General features: G+C 55.9%; 14 protein-coding genes. All 14 read left to right on the top strand.

Features of this window, described 5'->3' with window-relative positions:
- The 14 genes from pbpC to ACOTYH_RS16060 all read left to right on the top strand — a co-directional run bounded on the left by pbpC (position 1) and on the right by ACOTYH_RS16060 (position 17,990).
- On the top strand, positions 1-2,328 hold the full coding sequence (gene pbpC, locus ACOTYH_RS16125; RefSeq protein WP_421637822.1) for a peptidoglycan glycosyltransferase PbpC: 2,328 nt from the start codon (positions 1-3) through the stop codon (positions 2,326-2,328).
- A gap of 88 nt (positions 2,329-2,416) precedes the next feature.
- A complete protein-coding gene (locus ACOTYH_RS16120; RefSeq protein WP_421637821.1) occupies positions 2,417-4,795 on the top strand; it encodes a DMSO/selenate family reductase complex A subunit in 2,379 nt (792 codons plus the stop codon).
- Entirely contained in the window at positions 4,792-5,421 is a 630-nt protein-coding gene (locus tag ACOTYH_RS16115) for a DMSO/selenate family reductase complex B subunit (protein WP_163278596.1), read from the top strand. Before ACOTYH_RS16120 ends, ACOTYH_RS16115 begins: the two co-directional genes overlap by 4 nt.
- Positions 5,414-6,193 carry a dimethyl sulfoxide reductase anchor subunit family protein gene (locus tag ACOTYH_RS16110; RefSeq protein ID WP_193360989.1) on the top strand — a complete coding sequence of 260 codons (780 nt, stop codon included), beginning with the start codon at positions 5,414-5,416 and terminating at the stop codon, positions 6,191-6,193. Before ACOTYH_RS16115 ends, ACOTYH_RS16110 begins: the two co-directional genes overlap by 8 nt.
- On the top strand, positions 6,193-7,068 hold the full coding sequence (locus ACOTYH_RS16105) for a 4Fe-4S binding protein (RefSeq protein ID WP_047732768.1): 876 nt from the start codon (positions 6,193-6,195) through the stop codon (positions 7,066-7,068). Before ACOTYH_RS16110 ends, ACOTYH_RS16105 begins: the two co-directional genes overlap by 1 nt.
- Before the next feature lie 124 nt (positions 7,069-7,192).
- Positions 7,193-7,624, top strand: a complete 432-nt coding sequence (gene ndk, locus ACOTYH_RS16100) for a nucleoside-diphosphate kinase (protein WP_063134571.1) — start codon at positions 7,193-7,195, stop codon at positions 7,622-7,624.
- A 147-nt stretch (positions 7,625-7,771) separates the two neighbouring features.
- A complete protein-coding gene (locus ACOTYH_RS16095; protein WP_421637820.1) occupies positions 7,772-8,938 on the top strand; it encodes a bifunctional tRNA (adenosine(37)-C2)-methyltransferase TrmG/ribosomal RNA large subunit methyltransferase RlmN in 1,167 nt (388 codons plus the stop codon).
- 291 nt (positions 8,939-9,229) lie between these two features.
- Complete coding sequence (gene rodZ / locus ACOTYH_RS16090; protein ID WP_421637819.1) at positions 9,230-10,240, top strand: cytoskeleton protein RodZ; 1,011 nt, start codon at positions 9,230-9,232, stop codon at positions 10,238-10,240.
- 26 nt (positions 10,241-10,266) lie between these two features.
- Entirely contained in the window at positions 10,267-11,385 is a 1,119-nt protein-coding gene (ispG, locus tag ACOTYH_RS16085) for a flavodoxin-dependent (E)-4-hydroxy-3-methylbut-2-enyl-diphosphate synthase (protein WP_421637818.1), read from the top strand.
- 81 nt (positions 11,386-11,466) lie between these two features.
- A complete protein-coding gene (gene hisS / locus ACOTYH_RS16080) occupies positions 11,467-12,741 on the top strand; it encodes a histidine--tRNA ligase (protein ID WP_022649001.1) in 1,275 nt (424 codons plus the stop codon).
- A 13-nt stretch (positions 12,742-12,754) separates the two neighbouring features.
- Positions 12,755-13,375: a YfgM family protein gene (locus tag ACOTYH_RS16075; RefSeq protein WP_017383526.1), complete on the top strand. Its 621-nt coding sequence runs from the start codon at positions 12,755-12,757 to the stop codon at positions 13,373-13,375.
- A gap of 10 nt (positions 13,376-13,385) precedes the next feature.
- Entirely contained in the window at positions 13,386-14,564 is a 1,179-nt protein-coding gene (gene bamB, locus ACOTYH_RS16070) for an outer membrane protein assembly factor BamB (RefSeq protein WP_017383525.1), read from the top strand.
- A gap of 112 nt (positions 14,565-14,676) precedes the next feature.
- Entirely contained in the window at positions 14,677-16,149 is a 1,473-nt protein-coding gene (gene der / locus ACOTYH_RS16065; protein ID WP_421637817.1) for a ribosome biogenesis GTPase Der, read from the top strand.
- 299 nt (positions 16,150-16,448) lie between these two features.
- Positions 16,449-17,990 (top strand): peptide MFS transporter, encoded by a 1,542-nt coding sequence (locus ACOTYH_RS16060; RefSeq protein WP_048973732.1) that lies wholly within the window; start codon positions 16,449-16,451, stop codon positions 17,988-17,990.
- Positions 17,991-18,051: the final 61 nt, after the last annotated feature.

Below are 18,051 nucleotides of genomic sequence, written 5' to 3'. Positions count from 1 at the left end.
ATGCGGATAGCACGCCTGATTCGCTCCCGCTGGCTGTGGCTGGCGGGAGCGCTTCTCGTTTCAGGGGGGCTGATTGTCGTCGCTGACCGCGTGTGGCCGTTGCCCCTGAAAGAGGTCAACCCAGCGCGAGTGGTGGTGGATGAGCAGGGTGTTCCGCTGTGGCGTTTTGCCGACAGCGAAGGCATCTGGCGCTATCCGGTTACCATTGAAGAGGTTTCCCCACGCTATCTTGAGGCGCTGATCCAGTATGAAGATCGCTGGTTCTGGGATCACCCGGGCGTCAATCCGCTTTCTGTACTGCGTGCCGCCTGGCAGGATCTCACCTCCGGGAGAGTGGTTTCCGGCGGGAGCACGCTTACCATGCAGGTGGCGCGCCTGCTGGATCCGCATCCGCGTACCTTTGGCGGTAAAATTCGTCAGCTGTGGCGGGCGATGCAGCTGGAGTGGCATCTCTCCAAGCGTGAAATCCTGACGCTGTATCTTAACCGTGCCCCGTTTGGCGGCACGTTGCAGGGCGTGGGCGCGGCAAGCTGGACTTACCTTGGCAAACCGCCGTCTCAGCTGAGCTATTCCGACGCGGCGCTGCTGGCAGTTCTGCCGCAGGCACCCAGCCGTCTGCGCCCGGACCGCTGGCCGGAACGTGCCGAAGCGGCGCGGAACAAAGTGCTCGACCGCATGCTGACTCAGGGCGTCTGGTCTGAGAAGCAGGTGAAAGAGTCCCGTGAAGAGCCGGTCTGGCTGGCTCCCCGGCAGATGCCGCAGCTGGCGCCGCTCTTTTCCCGCATGATGCTGAGTAAAAGTCGTGACACAAAAATAGTCACCACGCTGGATGCAGCTTTGCAACGACAGCTTGAAGAGCTGGCAATGAACTGGAAATCACGCCTGCCCGCCCGCAGTTCGCTGGCGATGATCGTCGTGGATCATACATCCATGAAAGTGCGTGGCTGGGTAGGCTCGGTAGATATCAATGATGACAGCCGTTTCAGCCACGTGGATATGGTCAATGCGATCCGATCGCCGGGATCGGTCCTCAAGCCATTCATCTATGGCATGGCGCTGGACGATGGTCTGATCCATCCCGCTTCGTTATTACAGGATGTGCCAAGAAAAACGGGGGATTATCGTCCCGGCAACTTTGACAGCGGCTTCCATGGGCCGGTCAGTATGAGCGAAGCCCTGGTGCGTTCCCTCAACCTGCCTGCGGTGCAGGTTCTGGAAGCGTACGGCCCAAAACGTTTTGCCGGAATGCTGAGCAACGCGGGATTACCGCTCATTCTGCCTGCGGGGGCACAGCCCAACCTCTCTCTGATCCTGGGGGGCGCAGGCGCACGCCTGGCTGATATCGCTGCCGCCTATAGCGCCTTTGCGCGTCAGGGTAAGGCGGGCCGGCTGCGTTTACAGCCGGGCGATCCGCTGATCGAACGTCCGCTGCTGTCGCAGGGGGCGGCGTGGATCATTCGTCGCATTCTCGCTAATGAAGCACAGCCCCTGCCGGACAGTGCGTTGCCCCAGGTTGCGCCGCTGGCGTGGAAAACGGGCACCAGCTATGGCTACCGGGATGCCTGGGCCATCGGCCTGAACGCCCGGTATGTCATTGGAATCTGGACCGGACGCCCGGACGGCACGCCCGTTGCCGGGCAGTTTGGTTTCGCCAGCGCGGTACCGCTCCTGAATCAGGTCAATAACATGCTTCAGTCCCGCTCGATGGTGGATGAAGCGCGCCTGCCGCGCGATCCGCGTCCTGCAAGCGTAGGACGGGGCGTGATTTGCTGGCCGGGGGGCCAGTCCCTGCCTGAAGGGAGCGAAAACTGTCGGCGTCGGCTGTCAACCTGGCTGCTGGAAGGCAGTGAACCGCCTACGCTGTTGCTGCCGGAACAGGAAGGTATTCGCGGGATCCGTTTCCCGGTCTGGCTGGATAAAGAAGGCAAACGCGTTGCGGCGGATTGTCCTGATGCGACAGAGAAAGTGCTGGATGTCTGGCCGCTACCGCTGGAGCCCTGGCTGCCTGCTGCTGAAAAACGGGCTGCTCGTCTTCCCGCCCGTTCAGCTATTTGCCCTCCGCTGGATAATCATAGTGCGGCGCCGATGATGTTGTCAGGCGTCAGAGAAGGGGCGGTAATTAAACGTCTTCCGGGTGAGAAAAATATGACCCTCAACGTTTCAACCAGCGGCGGGGAGGGACAACGATGGTGGTTTTTGAATGGCGAACCGCTGGACGGGCATCAGAAGAATTATTCACTGCAATTATATTTGCCGGGTAAATATCAATTAATTGTATTAGATGAAACAGGACAAACGGCGACAGTGAATTTTGAATTAGATCGCTAAGTATTACCCCTCAAGAGTTAGCTTGATAATTATCAATATTCGTTCCTGAAAAAAAACGAGAATGCGTTTTTATTTGAAGGAACGAGCAATGAAAAAAAATAAACATCAGGGAGAAAGGCTTATTCCCGCCATATCCCGGCGTCAGTTTATTCAGGCAGGGTCGGCGCTCGCCGCCCTGCCGTTTGTCGTCAAAACCGGCAAAGTACAGGCACAGGGCGCGGCGGTTTCAGACGCTACGCCTGAAGAAAAAGTGGTGCAAACCTGTAGTACGTTTGACTGCGGCGGCAAATGTGATATTCGTGCTCACGTCAGTGATGGCGTTGTGACCCGAATTTCAACGCGTCCGGATAACGCGCTGGGTCCGCAGATGCCAGTAATGCGCGCCTGCGTTCGTGGTCGGGCTTATCGGAAATTTGTTTATCACCCCGATCGACTGAAATATCCAATGAAACGTGTAGGTAAACGTGGCGAAGGAAAATTCGAGCGTATTACCTGGGATGAAGCCACCACCCTCATTGCGAATCAATTAAAAACTATTACGCAAAAATACGGTGCTGCGTCACGCTATGTTCATGTGGGCACCGCGGTGTCCGGCGGGACCTTTTCCGGCGATAAAATGGTTCGTCGTCTGCTCAACTTAACCGGCGGCTATCTCGAAAGCTATCACTCGGTCAGTATGGGTAACACGGCGGCGGCAACGCCGTATACCTATGGCACCGCCGCCAGCGGCAGCTCTCTGGACACGCTGCTGGATACCAAACTGGTCATTCTCTGGGGGCATAACCCGACGGAAACCATCTTCGGGCACAGAAACCACTTCTACCAGAAGATGAAGCAAAACGGCACGCGCTTCATTGTTGTCGACCCACGCTATTCCGATACGGTTTCCTCCCTTGCCGATCAGTGGATCCCATTGCTTCCTGCCACGGACAACGCCCTGATGGACGCGATGATGTATGTGATCGTCACGGAGAATCTGCACGATCGCGACTTTATTCAACGCTACACCCTGGGCTTTGACGAAGACGCCATGCCAGAGGGCGTTCCGGCCAATGAATCCCTGATGGCTTACCTGAGCGGTGCAAAGGATGGCGTGGCGAAAACGCCTGAGTGGGCAGAGAAAATCACCCACGTGCCTGCACAAACTATTCGTCAGCTGGCGCGTGACTACGCAACCACCAAACCCGCCGCGCTGATCCAGGGCTGGGGACCGCAGCGTCACAACTGCGGCGAGCGCACCGCGCGCGGCTCGACGATACTGGCCACGCTAACGGGTAACGTCGGGGTGAAAGGCGGCTGGGCAGCAGGCTATGGCGGCTGCGCAAACCGCAAATTTGCGGCCGGGCCAGAGATGCCGGACAACCCGGTCAACGCCAAAATTTCGGTCATGAACTGGGTGCAGGCCGCGGATGATGCTTCTAAGGTAACCGCGGAAGATGGCCTGAAGGATGCTGAGAAGCTGGACAGCAATATCCGCATCCTGTTCTCGCTGGCGAGCAATTATCTGGCTAACCAGAACCCGGATCTTCATCAGGCAACCCGTGTCCTGGAAGACGAGTCGAAAATCGAGTTTATCGTCGCAAGCGATCTGTTTATGACGCCGAGCGCCAGATACGCCGACCTGCTTTTGCCGGAAACCAGCTTCATGGAACGCTGGAATATCGGCGAAACCTGGGGTACGGCAAGCTATCTGATCCTGTCAGAAAAGCTGATTGAACCTGAATTTGAACGCCGTTCAGACTACGACTGGCTGCGGGAAGTCGCTGCTAAGCTTGGCGTCGAGCCAGCGTTCAGCGAGGGCCGTGACGAAAAAGCGTGGATTGAGCACATCTGGGAGCAGACGCGGCTGTCCATGCCGGATGAAAACCTGCCGGACTTCGCGACGCTACAGAAGACGCGTCAGCATCTTTTCAAAAGCGCGCCGTACGTTGCCTTTGAAGACAACATTTGCGATCCGCAGAATCATCCGTTCCCGACGCCGTCCGGAAAAATTGAGATCTTCTCGAAGCGTCTGTATGACATGCATCACCCGGAAATTCCGGCGCTGTCGCACTACGTGCCAGCCCATGAAGGGCCGGAAGACGAGCTGGCGAAAACCTTCCCGCTCCAGCTGATCACCTGGAAAGGGAAAAACCGCGCTAACTCCACCCAGTACGCCAACCCGTGGTTAATTGAGGCGCAGCAGCAAAAGCTGTGGATCAACCCGCAGGATGCGCAAAAGCGCGGCATTGCGCAGGGGGATACCGTGCGTATTCATAACGCGCGCGGCATTTGTGAGATCCCGGCGGAGGTCACGCCGCGCATCATTCCAGGCGTGGTGGCCATGCAGGCAGGCGCCTGGTGGCAGCCGGACGCGCAGGGTATCGATAAAGGCGGCTGCGCGAACGTGCTTAGTTCCGCGCGTATTACCGCGCTTGCGAAAGGGAATTCCCATCAAACCATGCTGGTGGAGGTAGCTAAAGCATGAGTCAGTTTAAACATTACGCACCGGTGAGCGACAAACATCTGGGTTTTTATATCGACTCTTCTCGGTGCTCGGGCTGCAAGGCATGCCAGGTGGCGTGCAAAGATAAAAACAACCTTGAGGTCGGACGTCGTTTCCGTCGCGTTTATGAAGTCAACGGCGGGAGTTTTATCCCGACCGGGCAGGGCGGCGTCAGCAACAACGTTTTTGCCTACACGCTCTCTATTTCCTGTAACCACTGCGCAGACCCTGTCTGCACCAAAAACTGTCCAACCACCGCGATGCATAAGCGTCCGGGGGACGGCATTGTGCGCGTTGATACTGATAAGTGTGTCGGCTGCGGCTACTGCGCATGGTCTTGCCCTTACGGCGCGCCACAGCTCAACGAGCAGACCGGGCAGATGTCCAAATGTGATTTCTGCGTGGATCTCCAGGCGAAGGGAGAGCAGCCCGTCTGTGTGGCAACCTGTCCACTCGAAGCGATTAAATTCGGGCCGATTGATGAACTGCGGGCGAAGTATGGTGCGGTCTGTGATGTGAAAGGCTTGCCTGATTCCTCCATCACCAAACCAAACCTGGTGATCAAAGCGCATCAGGGCGCAGAGAAAGAGGGGAAACGTCATGCATGAGTTACCATTGCTGATTTTTACGCTGTTCCTGCAAGGATCGGTTGGCGTTACGCTGTGGCTGGCGTTCGGAAGCACGCAACGCAGCGCGCTGCTGCCGGCAGCCGGAGCGTTTGTGCTGGCGAGTCTGGGGCTGCTCACCTCCGCGCTGCACATGGGCTATCCGCTTAATGCTCTTAACGCGCTGCGCCACGTGTCCAGCTCCTGGCTGAGTCGTGAGATTATCTTTGCCAGTCTTTATCTTGCGGCGCTTGGCTTCGCAACGCTGCTGATGTTTGTCAAAAAGCCAGGCTGGAAGCCACTGTTGTTTGTGGCAGGTCTGGTTGGTTTAGTCGACGTGTTCTGCATGGCGCAGATCTACATGCACGCATCCGTGGTGACATGGCAGCACGTTAACACGCTGGTGCTGTTTATCGGCTCGGTAGGAATAATCGGCTCAGCCTGCATGGCCTGTGCGCCGCATGCCCGCATCAACGTGCGTGCGGCGGTTGTCATTATCACGCTGCTGGTGCTTGTGCGTCTGGTGATGCAGCCCGTCTGGCTGGCAGATATTACGGCTATGGACAACACCGTGGTGACGTTCCCTCACGCACCGCTACAGATGCTGGGGCAACTGCGAACCGTGCATCTGCTGAGCTGGTGCGTATCCGTTGCGGGTATGCTGTGCTTTGCTGCGGGCGGTCTGAAAGCGGCGCGATCTCCCATGCTGCTGGGAAGCGCGTTGCTGATTGTCGGTGAGCTGATGCTGCGCTTCGTTTTCTTCAGTATTGGCTGATGGGCGGATTGACCTTTGCCCCGGCGATGGACGTGACGCATGCGTGCGTCCGTCGCCGTTTTCGCCACGCTTCCTGCCTCGCCTGCGCGGACGTCTGTCCTGTGCAGGCTTTTACTTTTACCGACTCAAGCGTCTCGGTTGATGACAGCCGCTGTATTGAATGCGGTGACTGCCTGTTCGTCTGCCCCGCTGAGGCCATCACCGGCATCACGCCGCGAAAACGCTTTCTGTGTGGCGATACGCTTGTTGGGCCGTTTACTGACCGTGCGCCAGGGGTGAATGAGCTTCTGCTGTGGCACGCGCAGTACCACGTTCGTTTTATCAGTATCGATGCGGAGCAGAATCCTGACTGGTTGCTGGCGATTGCCCGGCTGAATCTGGCGCTTCGCCGACGCGGTGAAGCGGCGTGGGCGTTTAAATATATACCCGTCAACGAGGTTAATACCGCCCGGCGTGTGCTGATGCACGTTCCCCGAGAGGATGTCCAGGCCTGTAGCGTCGTGCCCGGTCAGCGTGAACTGCGCAGGGCGTTTTCTGCGTTTAGCGAGGCAGAGATAACTCTCGATACCGAATCCTGCGTACTGTGCGGCGCGTGCTGGCGGAGTTGTACGGAAAACGCGATTCGGTTTGAGAACGCTGAACTGGTCGTGGAAACCGGACGCTGTACGGGGTGCGGCGGCTGCGAAGCGGTATGCCAGCATGCGGCGATAAACGTGACGCAAACAGACGGGGTAGGGAAAAGCGTGACCATACCGGCATATGAAGCCGTTTGCCTGACGTGCCACCGTCATTTCTGGTCATTTACGTCTGATGAAAAGCAGTGTCCGCTCTGTTTTCATCATCAACACGGTATGCGAAATACGAGCTGTTGCTAATCTTCGTCTCATTTTAAAAAAATGTTATGCATAACCATAGGCAATGGCGCTATTGCTCTTTATAATCCGCGCCACACCATACTCAGGTATGCAAAAACAACAGAACATTTTACAGAGGTTATCAATGGCTATTGAACGTACTTTTTCCATCATCAAACCAAACGCGGTGGCAAAAAACGTTATTGGCAACATCTTCGCTCGCTTTGAATCAGCAGGGTTTAAGATCGTTGGCACCAAAATGCTGCACCTGACCGTTGAGCAGGCTCGCGGTTTCTACGCTGAGCACGAAGGTCGCCCATTCTTTGATGGTCTGGTCGAGTTCATGACCTCTGGCCCAATCGTGGTATCCGTACTGGAAGGCGAAAACGCGGTACAGCGTCACCGCGATCTGCTGGGTGCAACCAACCCGGACAACGCGCTGGCAGGTACTCTGCGCGCCGACTATGCAGACAGCTTCACCGAGAACGGCACCCACGGTTCCGACTCTGTTGAATCTGCTGCGCGCGAAATCGCGTTCTTCTTCGCTGAAGGCGAAGTGTGCCCGCGCACTCGCTAATAATTTCGTAAATGCCGCGTGCAAACGTGGCATCCCTGCGCCAGACTTTGTACAATGCAACGCCCCGGACGAGCAGACTGCTTACCGGGGCGTTTCTTTTCAACCCACCAAGGGCCACAACGTGTAACAACGAGGCCGGAAAAAATTATGTCTGAATTAGTGAATACCTCCGAAGTCGCCATTCCTGCGGTTCCCAATAAAAATGGAAAAATTAACCTGCTGGACCTGAACCGTCAGCAGATGCGCGAGTTCTTTAAAGAGATGGGCGAGAAGCCATTTCGTGCCGATCAGGTCATGAAATGGATGTACCACTATTGCAGCGACAACTTTGATGACATGACGGACATCAACAAAGTGCTGCGCAATAAGCTTAAAGAAGTGGCGGAAATCCGCGCACCGGAAGTGGTGGAAGAGCAGCGCTCTTCAGATGGAACCATCAAGTGGGCCATTGCCGTTGGCGATCAGCGCGTTGAAACCGTGTATATCCCGGAAGACGATCGCGCCACGCTGTGCGTCTCTTCTCAGGTGGGCTGTGCGCTGGAGTGCAAATTCTGCTCTACGGCGCAGCAGGGCTTTAACCGTAACCTGCGCGTGTCGGAAATCATCGGCCAGGTCTGGCGTGCCGCGAAAATCGTGGGCGCGGCGAAAGTCACCGGTACACGTCCAATCACCAACGTGGTGATGATGGGGATGGGTGAACCGCTGCTCAACCTGACCAACGTCGTTCCGGCGATGGAAATCATGCTAGACGATTTCGGTTTTGGTCTGTCCAAGCGCCGCGTTACGCTCTCTACTTCCGGCGTTGTGCCTGCGCTGGACAAACTGGGCGACATGATTGACGTTGCGCTGGCCATCTCCCTTCACGCGCCAAACGACGCCATCCGTGACGAAATTGTGCCGATCAACAAAAAGTACAATATCGAAACCTTCCTGGCTGGCGTGCGCCGTTACCTGGAGAAATCTAACGCGAACCAGGGCCGCGTGACCATTGAATACGTGATGCTGGATCATGTTAACGACAGTACCGAACATGCACATGAGCTGGCTGAACTGCTGAAAGATACGCCATGTAAGATCAACCTGATCCCATGGAACCCGTTCCCGGGCGCGCCGTATGGCCGTAGCTCGAACAGCCGTATCGATCGCTTCTCAAAAGTGCTGATGGAGTATGGTTTCACCACCATCGTCCGTAAAACGCGTGGTGACGATATCGACGCAGCCTGTGGTCAGCTGGCGGGTGACGTTATTGACCGTACCAAACGTACGCTGCGTAAGCGTATGCAGGGTGAGTCAATCGCGGTTAAAACCGTTTGATTATTATGCAGACACGGCGCATTTTTTGCGCCGTGAAGCATTAATTTACTGAATATTCAGTCACAATCATTATGACTGATTAATAATTACGGTGCGTTTCATACGACTTTCGGGCAGTATGTAACGACGTAACAACAGTTTAGCGTGAAGGCCTGCCAGCGCTGTCATCTGCGGCCCGACAGTCTTATACTGTTTGTTCCAGGTTAACTGACCTAAAGTTTCGCGGTGCGGGTGGCATTGTGACTCACCGGCACCTGAACCCTTATTTTCACGTACCAGTAGTTGTAGCGAATGAATACTGAAGCCACTCACGATCAAAATGCAGCACTCTCCACTGGCGTTCGTCTTCGCAACGCCCGTGAACAACTCGGACTCAGCCAGCAAGCCGTTGCAGAACGCCTGTGCCTGAAGGTTTCCACCGTTCGCGATATTGAAGAAGATAAGGCACCCGCCGATCTGGCTTCAACATTTCTGCGCGGTTATATCCGTTCTTACGCCAAACTGGTTCATATCCCTGAAGACGAATTACTGCCGATGATGGAGAAGCAGGCGCCTGTGCGTGCGGCAAAAGTTGCGCCGATGCAGAGCTTCTCTCTGGGTAAACGTCGTAAAAAACGCGATGGCTGGCTGATGAGCTTTACCTGGCTGGTCCTGTTCGTGGTTGTCGGCCTGACGGGCGCATGGTGGTGGCAAAACCACAAAGCGCAGCAGGAAGAGATCACGACGATGGCCGATCAGTCCTCCGCTGAGCTCAATCAGTCTGGTAATAACGGCGCGCAAAGCGTGCCGCTGAGCACCGAAGGAGCTGCGACCTCCAGCGAACCTCAGCCGGCAGCAAGCAGCACGCCTGCAACCGAGCCAGCGACGACGCCAGAAGCGACGGCGAATAACGCACCAGCCACCCAGGCCCAGGATCAAAACGCGGTCGTATCACCTTCACAGGCCAATGTTGATACCGCCCCTGCGGCAACGGCACCGGCAGATAACACCGCGGCGTCACTGCCAACTGACCCGGCGGGTACGGCGGCACCTGCCGTTGACCCGAATGCGCTGGTGATGAATTTCACGGCGGATTGCTGGCTGGAAGTGACTGATGCGACAGGTAAAAAGCTGTTCAGCGGCCTGCAACGTAAAGATGGCACGTTAAATCTAACGGGCCAGGCACCTTACAAGCTTAAAATCGGCGCACCGGCAGCGGTACAGATCCAGTATCAAGGAAAACCTGTCGATCTGAGCCGCTTTATCAGAACTAACCAGGTTGCGCGTCTTACCGTTAATGCCGAACAATCAGCAGCACAGTAACAGACGGGCAATGCGGGAGATTTTACATGCATAACCAGGCTCCTATTCAACGTAGAAAATCGAAACGGATTTACGTTGGGAACGTGCCAGTCGGCGATGGGGCGCCTATCGCCGTCCAGTCGATGACCAATACGCGTACTACGGATGTAGAAGCGACGGTCAATCAAATCAAAGCATTAGAACGCGTAGGCGCGGACATTGTTCGCGTCTCTGTACCGACCATGGATGCCGCCGAGGCGTTCAAACTGATCAAGCAGCAGGTGAGCGTTCCGCTGGTTGCCGATATTCACTTCGATTACCGTATCGCGCTGAAAGTCGCTGAATATGGTGTCGATTGCCTGCGTATTAACCCAGGCAACATCGGCAACGAAGAGCGCATTCGCATGGTGGTTGACTGCGCCCGCGACAAAAACATTCCAATCCGTATCGGCGTGAACGCTGGCTCTCTGGAAAAAGATCTCCAGGAAAAGTACGGTGAGCCGACGCCGCAGGCGCTGCTCGAATCCGCAATGCGTCACGTCGATCATCTGGATCGCCTTAACTTCGATCAGTTTAAAGTGAGCGTGAAAGCGTCTGACGTCTTCCTGGCCGTTGAATCGTATCGTCTGCTGGCAAAACAGATCGATCAGCCGCTCCACCTTGGGATCACCGAGGCGGGCGGTCTGCGCAGCGGTTCGGTAAAATCGGCGATTGGTCTCGGCCTGCTGCTCTCTGAAGGCATCGGCGACACGTTACGCGTCTCCCTGGCCGCCGCTCCGGTGGAAGAGATCAAAGTCGGTTTCGACATCCTGAAATCACTGCGTATCCGCGCGCGTGGGATCAACTTCATTGCCTGCCCAACCTGTTCACGTCAGGAGTTTGACGTGATCGGCACCGTGAATGCTCTGGAGCAGCGCCTGGAAGACATCATTACCCCGATGGACGTTTCCATCATCGGCTGCGTGGTGAACGGTCCGGGTGAAGCGCTGGTGTCCACGCTGGGCGTGACCGGCGGTAACAAGAAAAGTGGTCTCTATGAAGATGGCGTTCGTAAAGATCGTCTGGATAATAGTGATATGATCGACCAGCTCGAAGCCCGGATTCGCGCGAAAGCGACGATGATGGACGAAGCGAAGCGCATCAGCGTTCAGCAGGTTGAAAAATAACGTGATGGGAAGCAGGCTGCTTCCCATGTATGATTGAACCCATTCTTTGGGTTCTTTTTTGTATATAGAAAGAGAATAAACGTGGCAAAAAACATTCAAGCCATCCGCGGCATGAACGATTATCTGCCTGGCGAAACCGCCATCTGGCAGCGCATTGAAGGCACACTGAAGCAGGTGCTCGGCAGCTACGGTTACAGCGAAATTCGTTTGCCGATTGTAGAGCAGACCCCGTTATTCAAACGCGCGATCGGCGAAGTAACCGACGTGGTTGAAAAAGAGATGTACACCTTTGAGGATCGCAACGGCGACAGCCTGACCCTGCGTCCTGAGGGGACGGCGGGTTGCGTACGCGCCGGCATCGAACATGGTCTCCTGTACAATCAGGAGCAGCGCCTGTGGTATATCGGCCCGATGTTCCGCCACGAACGTCCGCAAAAAGGCCGCTACCGTCAGTTCAACCAGCTTGGCGTGGAAGTGTTTGGTCTGCAAGGACCAGATATCGATGCTGAGCTGATTATGCTTACTGCCCGCTGGTGGCGTGCGCTCGGTATTTCTGAGCACGTTTCCCTGGAGCTGAACTCTATCGGTTCTCTGGAAGCGCGTGCGAACTATCGCGATGCGCTGGTGGCGTTCCTGGAACAGCACAAAGAGAAGCTCGACGAAGACTGTAAGCGTCGTATGTACAGCAACCCGCTGCGCGTACTCGATTCCAAAAATCCTGACGTACAGGCGCTGCTGAACGATGCGCCAGCGCTGGGTGACTACCTGGATGAGGATTCCCGCGAACACTTTGCCGGCCTGTGCAAGCTGCTTGAAGCGGCGGGCATTGCTTATACCGTTAACCAGCGTCTGGTGCGCGGTCTGGACTACTACAACCGCACCGTATTTGAGTGGGTCACCACCAGCCTCGGTTCGCAGGGCACCGTCTGTGCCGGCGGTCGTTATGACGGTCTGGTCGAACAACTGGGTGGTCGCGCAGCACCGGCTGTAGGCTTCGCGATGGGCCTTGAGCGACTTGTTTTGCTGGTTCAGGCAGTTAATCCGGAATTTAAAGCCGATCCTGTTGTCGATATATACCTGGTGGCCTCAGGTGCGGATACGCAGTCTGCGGCGATGCAGCTTGCCGAACGCGTGCGCGATGCGCTGCCGGACGTTAAGCTGATGACCAACCACGGCGGCGGCAACTTTAAAAAACAGTTTGCTCGTGCCGATAAGTGGGGCGCAAGTATCGCACTGGTGCTGGGTGAGTCCGAAGTGGCCAACGGCGAAGTGGTAGTCAAAGACCTGCGCTCTGGTGAGCAAACTACGGTAACGCAGGATGGCGTTGCGGCGCACTTGCGCACTCTATTGGGCTAAGGAGAAGGACTGCGTGGAAATTTACGAGAACGAACACGACCAGGTTGATGCGGTTAAGCGCTTCTTTGCTGAAAACGGCAAGGCACTGGTTGTAGGGGTTATTTTAGGTGTTGGTGCGCTGGTAGGCTGGCGTTACTGGAACAATCATCAGGCTGACTCTGCTCGCGGTTCGTCCCTGAACTACGAAAATACCGTTAGCGCAATCCGTGCCGATCAGCCGCAAACGCTGACGGCTGCGGAGAAATTTGCCGCTGACAACAAAAACACCTACGGCGCGCTGGCTGCGCTGGAAGTGGCTCAGCAGTATGTTGATAAAAACGAACTGGACAAAGCCGCTGCGCAACTGTCTCAGGGGCTTGCTGCTGCCAGTGACGAAAATCTGAAAGCGGTGATCAATCTGCGTCTGGCGCGTATTCAGGTTCAGCAGAAAAAAGCCGACGACGCGCTGAAAACGCTTGATACCATCAAAGGCGAAGGCTTTGCCGCTATTGTTGCCGATCTTCGCGGTGAAGCACTGCTGAGTAAAGGTGATAAAGCGGGCGCGCGTAAAGCGTGGCAAGCTGGCGTGGATAGTAAAGCTTCACCTGCGCTGAGCGAAATGATGCAGATGAAAATAAATAATTTGTCCGTCTGAGAGGGACCCAATGCAATTGCGTAAATTACTTCTGCCAGGACTGCTTTCTGTTACGTTATTGAGTGGTTGTTCACTGTTCAGTGGCGAAGAAGACGTTGTTAAAATGTCCCCGCTGCCGACGGTTGAAAACCAGTTCACCCCATCCACCGCCTGGGACACCTCCGTGGGTGATGGTATTGGCGATTTTTATTCCAACCTGCACCCGGCATTTGCTGACGGCGTTGTCTATGCGGCCGATCGCAAAGGCACCGTTAAAGCGCTGAACGCTGATGACGGAAAAGAAGTGTGGTCCATTAACCTGGCGGAAAAAGACGGCTGGTTCTCCCGTAAACCTGCACTGCTTTCTGGCGGCCTGACCGTTGCTGGCGGTCACGTGTATGTGGGCAGCGAAAAAGCGCAGGTTTACGCGCTGAATGCCAGCGACGGTTCGGTTGCATGGCAGACCACCGTTGCCGGTGAATCCTTGTCGCGTCCGGTTGTCAGCGACGGCCTGGTGCTGATCCATACCAGCAACGGCCAGTTGCAGGCGCTGAACGAAGCCGATGGTCTGGTAAAATGGACGGTTAACCTGGATATGCCAGCGCTGTCTCTGCGTGGCGAATCTGCTCCGGCGACCGCCTTTGGCGCCGCCATTGTGGGCGGTGACAACGGCCGTGTCAGCGCAGTACTGATGCAGCAGGGCCAGATGATCTGGCAGCAGCGTATTTCCCAGGCGACCGGTTCAACTGAAATTGACCGTCTGAGTGACGTGGACACCACGCCAGTTATCGTCGACGGTGTGGTTTACGCGCTGGCATACAACGGCAACCTGACGGCGCTGGACCTGCGTAGCGGCCAGATCATGTGGAAACGTGAGCTGGGTTCCGTGAACGATTTCATCGTCGACGGCAACCGTATTTATATGGTGGATCAGAACGACCGTCTGCTGGCGCTGAGCACCGAAGGTGGCGTGACGCTGTGGACGCAGAGCGATCTGCTGCACCGTCTGCTGACCGCACCGGCACTGTATAACGGCAGCCTGGTGGTGGGCGACAGCGAAGGCTATATGCACTGGATCGATCCAGAGAATGGTCGCTTCGTGGCACAGCAGAAAGTGGATAGCTCAGGCTTCCTGACGGAGCCCGTTGTGGCTGACGGCAAACTGCTGATTCAGGCAAAAGACGGCACGCTGTACGCGATCACGCGTTAATTACACGGCGGTTGTAGTATACTAAACGGCTCCTGTTCACTCAGGAGCCGTTTTGACATTTTTAAAAACGCTGCGAAAGCGACGTTATTTTGAATTTTATGAGGCTTCAAACATGGTACCTGTGGTCGCGCTTGTCGGGCGCCCTAACGTTGGAAAATCCACTCTTTTTAACCGTTTAACACGCACCCGTGATGCGCTGGTTGCGGATTTCCCGGGGCTGACGCGTGACCGTAAGTACGGTCGTGCAGAGGTGGAAGGACGCGAGTTCATCTGTATCGATACCGGGGGTATTGACGGTACGGAAGACGGCGTAGAAACCCGCATGGCAGAGCAATCTCTGCTGGCTATCGAAGAAGCGGATGTGGTTCTGTTTATGGTGGATGCTCGCGCTGGCCTGATGCCCGCGGATTCTGCTATTGCTAAACATCTGCGTTCACGCGAAAAGCCTACCTTCCTGGTGGCGAACAAAACTGACGGCATCGATGCCGATCAGGCTGTTGCGGATTTCTGGTCTTTAGGCCTGGGCGATATTTATCCTATCGCGGCCTCGCATGGTCGTGGCGTCACCAGCCTGCTGGAAACCGTTTTGCTGCCGTGGGTAGATGAAGTGAACCCGCCGGAAGAGGTGGACGAGGACGCTGAATACTGGGCGCAGTTTGAAGCCGGAGAGGAAGGCGAGGAAGAGCCGGAAGACGACTTCAACCCGCAGGATCTGCCTATCAAGCTGGCTATCGTTGGTCGCCCAAACGTAGGTAAGTCTACGCTTACTAACCGTATTCTCGGTGAAGAGCGCGTGGTGGTTTACGACATGCCAGGCACAACGCGTGACAGCATTTACATTCCAATGCAGCGCGATGAACGTGAGTACGTACTTATCGACACCGCAGGGGTGCGTAAGCGTGGGAAAATCACCGATGTGGTAGAAAAATTCTCGGTGATCAAAACCCTTCAGGCGATTGAAGACGCCAACGTGGTGCTGCTGGTCATTGACGCACGTGAAGGTATCTCCGATCAGGATCTCTCTCTGCTTGGCTTTATCCTCAATAGTGGGCGCTCACTGGTTATCGTCGTCAACAAGTGGGACGGCCTGAGCAATGAAGTGCGCGAGCAGGTGAAAGAGACGCTGGACTTCCGTCTGGGCTTTATCGACTTTGCCCGCGTTCACTTCATCTCTGCCCTGCACGGGAGTGGTGTTGGCAACCTGTTCGAATCCGTTCGTGAAGCCTATGACAGCTCTACCCGCCGTCAGAGCACGGCGATGCTGACCCGTATCATGAACATGGCTGCTGAAGACCACCAGCCGCCGCTGGTGCGCGGTCGTCGCGTGAAGCTGAAATATGCTCACGCCGGGGGGTATAACCCGCCTATCGTGGTGATCCACGGTAACCAGGTGAAGGATCTGCCGGACTCCTACAAACGCTACCTGATGAACTACTTCCGCAAGTCGCTGGACGTGATGGGTACGCCTATCCGTATTCAGTTCAAGGAAGGGGAGAACCCGTTTGCGAATAAACGCAACACCCTGACGCCGAACCAGATGCGTAAGCGTAAGCGTTTGATTAAGCACATTAAGAATAGCAAATAATTCTTACCGAACTCACTAAAACCCGCGCCTGTCGCGGGTTTTTTTCGCCCATTCAAAAGGCCTGCCTTCCCTGTGTGATGTCAATCACTATTCGCTTTTAACCATGTTTATATCTAAGAAAGTAGACAATCATCGAATTTTCGTCTTAAAGTCCAGGGTTCGGTACTAGACAAAACTAGCGCCTGGTTATCAAATGGTTAACCAACATTTCGCCGCATGTAAAAAATCGATCGGATACGTAACCGTTCGGCGTACATGCTGGTGTTTACAAGCACGACACATACCTTTTCGGGAGAATTATGCAATCCTCTGTTAATCAAAAAGAGAGCCGAACCTTCTTCGGCCATCCTTATCCGCTCGGTTCGCTGTTCTTCACCGAGATGTGGGAGCGTTTTTCGTTTTACGGTATTCGCCCGCTACTGATTCTGTTTATGGCCGCCACCGTCTATGACGGCGGGATGGGCCTGGCGCGTGAAAACGCCTCGGCGATTGTCGGCATCTTTGCCGGCACCATGTACCTCGCTGCGCTGCCGGGCGGCTGGCTGGCGGATAACTGGCTCGGCCAGCAGCGGGCCGTCTGGTACGGTTCGATTTTGATTGCGCTCGGGCACCTGTCGATCGCCCTGTCGGCCATCATGGGCGACAACCTGTTCTTCATCGGCCTGATGTTTATCGTGCTCGGCTCCGGCCTGTTCAAGACCTGTATCTCGGTCATGGTCGGCACCCTGTATAAAAAAGGCGATGCGCGTCGTGACGGCGGTTTCTCGCTGTTCTATATGGGCATCAACATGGGCTCGTTCATTGCCCCTCTGATTTCCGGCTGGCTGATTAAAACCCACGGCTGGCACTGGGGCTTTGGTATCGGTGGTATCGGGATGCTGGTCGCCCTGATTATCTTCCGCGTGTTTGCCGTTCCGGCCATGAAGCGCTACGACAGTGAAGTCGGTCTGGACTCCACCTGGAACAGTCCGGTAGTGAAACGTAACGGCGTGGGTGCCTGGCTGCTGGCGCTGGCTGTGGGTGTTGCAATCATCGTAACGTTGATTGCCCAGGGCGTGATTGTGATTAATCCGGTCGCGGTCGCCAGCGTGCTGGTGTATGTGATTGCCGCCTCCGTCGCGCTCTACTTCATCTATCTGTTCATCTTCGCCGGGCTGAATCGCAAAGAGCGCGCAAGGCTGCTGGTGTGCTTTATTCTGCTGGTCTCCGCCGCGTTCTTCTGGTCCGCGTTCGAGCAGAAGCCAACCTCCTTCAACCTGTTCGCCAACGACTACACTAACCGCATGTTCGGTGATTTTGAGATCCCGGCGGTGTGGTTCCAGTCGATCAATGCCCTGTTCATCATTCTGCTGGCCCCGGTATTTAGCTGGGCATGGCCGAAGCTGGCGAGCAAAAACATTCGTCCGAGCAGCATCACCAAGTTCGTGATCGGCATTCTGTGCGCGGCGGCGGGCTTTGGCCTGATGATGCTGGCGGCGCAGAACGTGCTGAGCAACGGTGGGGCAGGGGTTTCTCCGTTCTGGCTGGTGGGCAGTATCCTGATGCTGACGCTCGGGGAACTGTGCCTGAGTCCGATTGGTCTGGCGACCATGACCCTGCTGGCGCCGGAGAGAATGCGCGGCCAGATGATGGGCCTGTGGTTCTGCGCCAGTGCGCTGGGTAACCTGGCTGCGGGGCTGATTGGTGGTCACGTGAAGGCCGACCAGCTGGATATGCTGCCAGACCTCTTTGCCCGTTGCTCCATTGCGCTGCTGATTTGTGCTGCGGTGCTGATCGTCCTCATTGTTCCGGTGCGCCGCATGCTGGAAAATGCGCAGACTAAACCGGCCGCTAACGCCTGATAAACCTCGACCTTGCCGGGGTGGCGTTATGCCCCGGCAATTGACTTAACGAGGTAAGAAC

The organism is Enterobacter cloacae complex sp. SHL001 (assembly GCF_049236825.1).
In the GTDB taxonomy this organism is placed as follows: domain Bacteria; phylum Pseudomonadota; class Gammaproteobacteria; order Enterobacterales; family Enterobacteriaceae; genus Enterobacter; species Enterobacter hormaechei_C.
This window is presented reverse-complemented; position numbering and strand designations above follow the sequence as displayed.

Excerpts from the sequence above, each read along its gene's own strand:
- pbpC (WP_421637822.1), top strand. The coding sequence starts at position 1 with ATGCGGATAGCACGCCTGATTCGCTCCCGCTGGCTGTGGCTGGCGGGA.
- bamB (WP_017383525.1), top strand. The coding sequence starts at position 13,386 with ATGCAATTGCGTAAATTACTTCTGCCAGGACTGCTTTCTGTTACGTTA.
- ACOTYH_RS16060 (WP_048973732.1), top strand. The coding sequence starts at position 16,449 with ATGCAATCCTCTGTTAATCAAAAAGAGAGCCGAACCTTCTTCGGCCAT.
- ACOTYH_RS16110 (WP_193360989.1), top strand. The coding sequence starts at position 5,414 with ATGCATGAGTTACCATTGCTGATTTTTACGCTGTTCCTGCAAGGATCG.
- ACOTYH_RS16105 (WP_047732768.1), top strand. The coding sequence starts at position 6,193 with ATGGGCGGATTGACCTTTGCCCCGGCGATGGACGTGACGCATGCGTGC.
- ACOTYH_RS16095 (WP_421637820.1), top strand. The coding sequence starts at position 7,772 with ATGTCTGAATTAGTGAATACCTCCGAAGTCGCCATTCCTGCGGTTCCC.
- ndk (WP_063134571.1), top strand. The coding sequence starts at position 7,193 with ATGGCTATTGAACGTACTTTTTCCATCATCAAACCAAACGCGGTGGCA.
- ACOTYH_RS16115 (WP_163278596.1), top strand. The coding sequence starts at position 4,792 with ATGAGTCAGTTTAAACATTACGCACCGGTGAGCGACAAACATCTGGGT.
- der (WP_421637817.1), top strand. The coding sequence starts at position 14,677 with ATGGTACCTGTGGTCGCGCTTGTCGGGCGCCCTAACGTTGGAAAATCC.
- rodZ (WP_421637819.1), top strand. The coding sequence starts at position 9,230 with ATGAATACTGAAGCCACTCACGATCAAAATGCAGCACTCTCCACTGGC.
- ACOTYH_RS16120 (WP_421637821.1), top strand. The coding sequence starts at position 2,417 with ATGAAAAAAAATAAACATCAGGGAGAAAGGCTTATTCCCGCCATATCC.
- ispG (WP_421637818.1), top strand. The coding sequence starts at position 10,267 with ATGCATAACCAGGCTCCTATTCAACGTAGAAAATCGAAACGGATTTAC.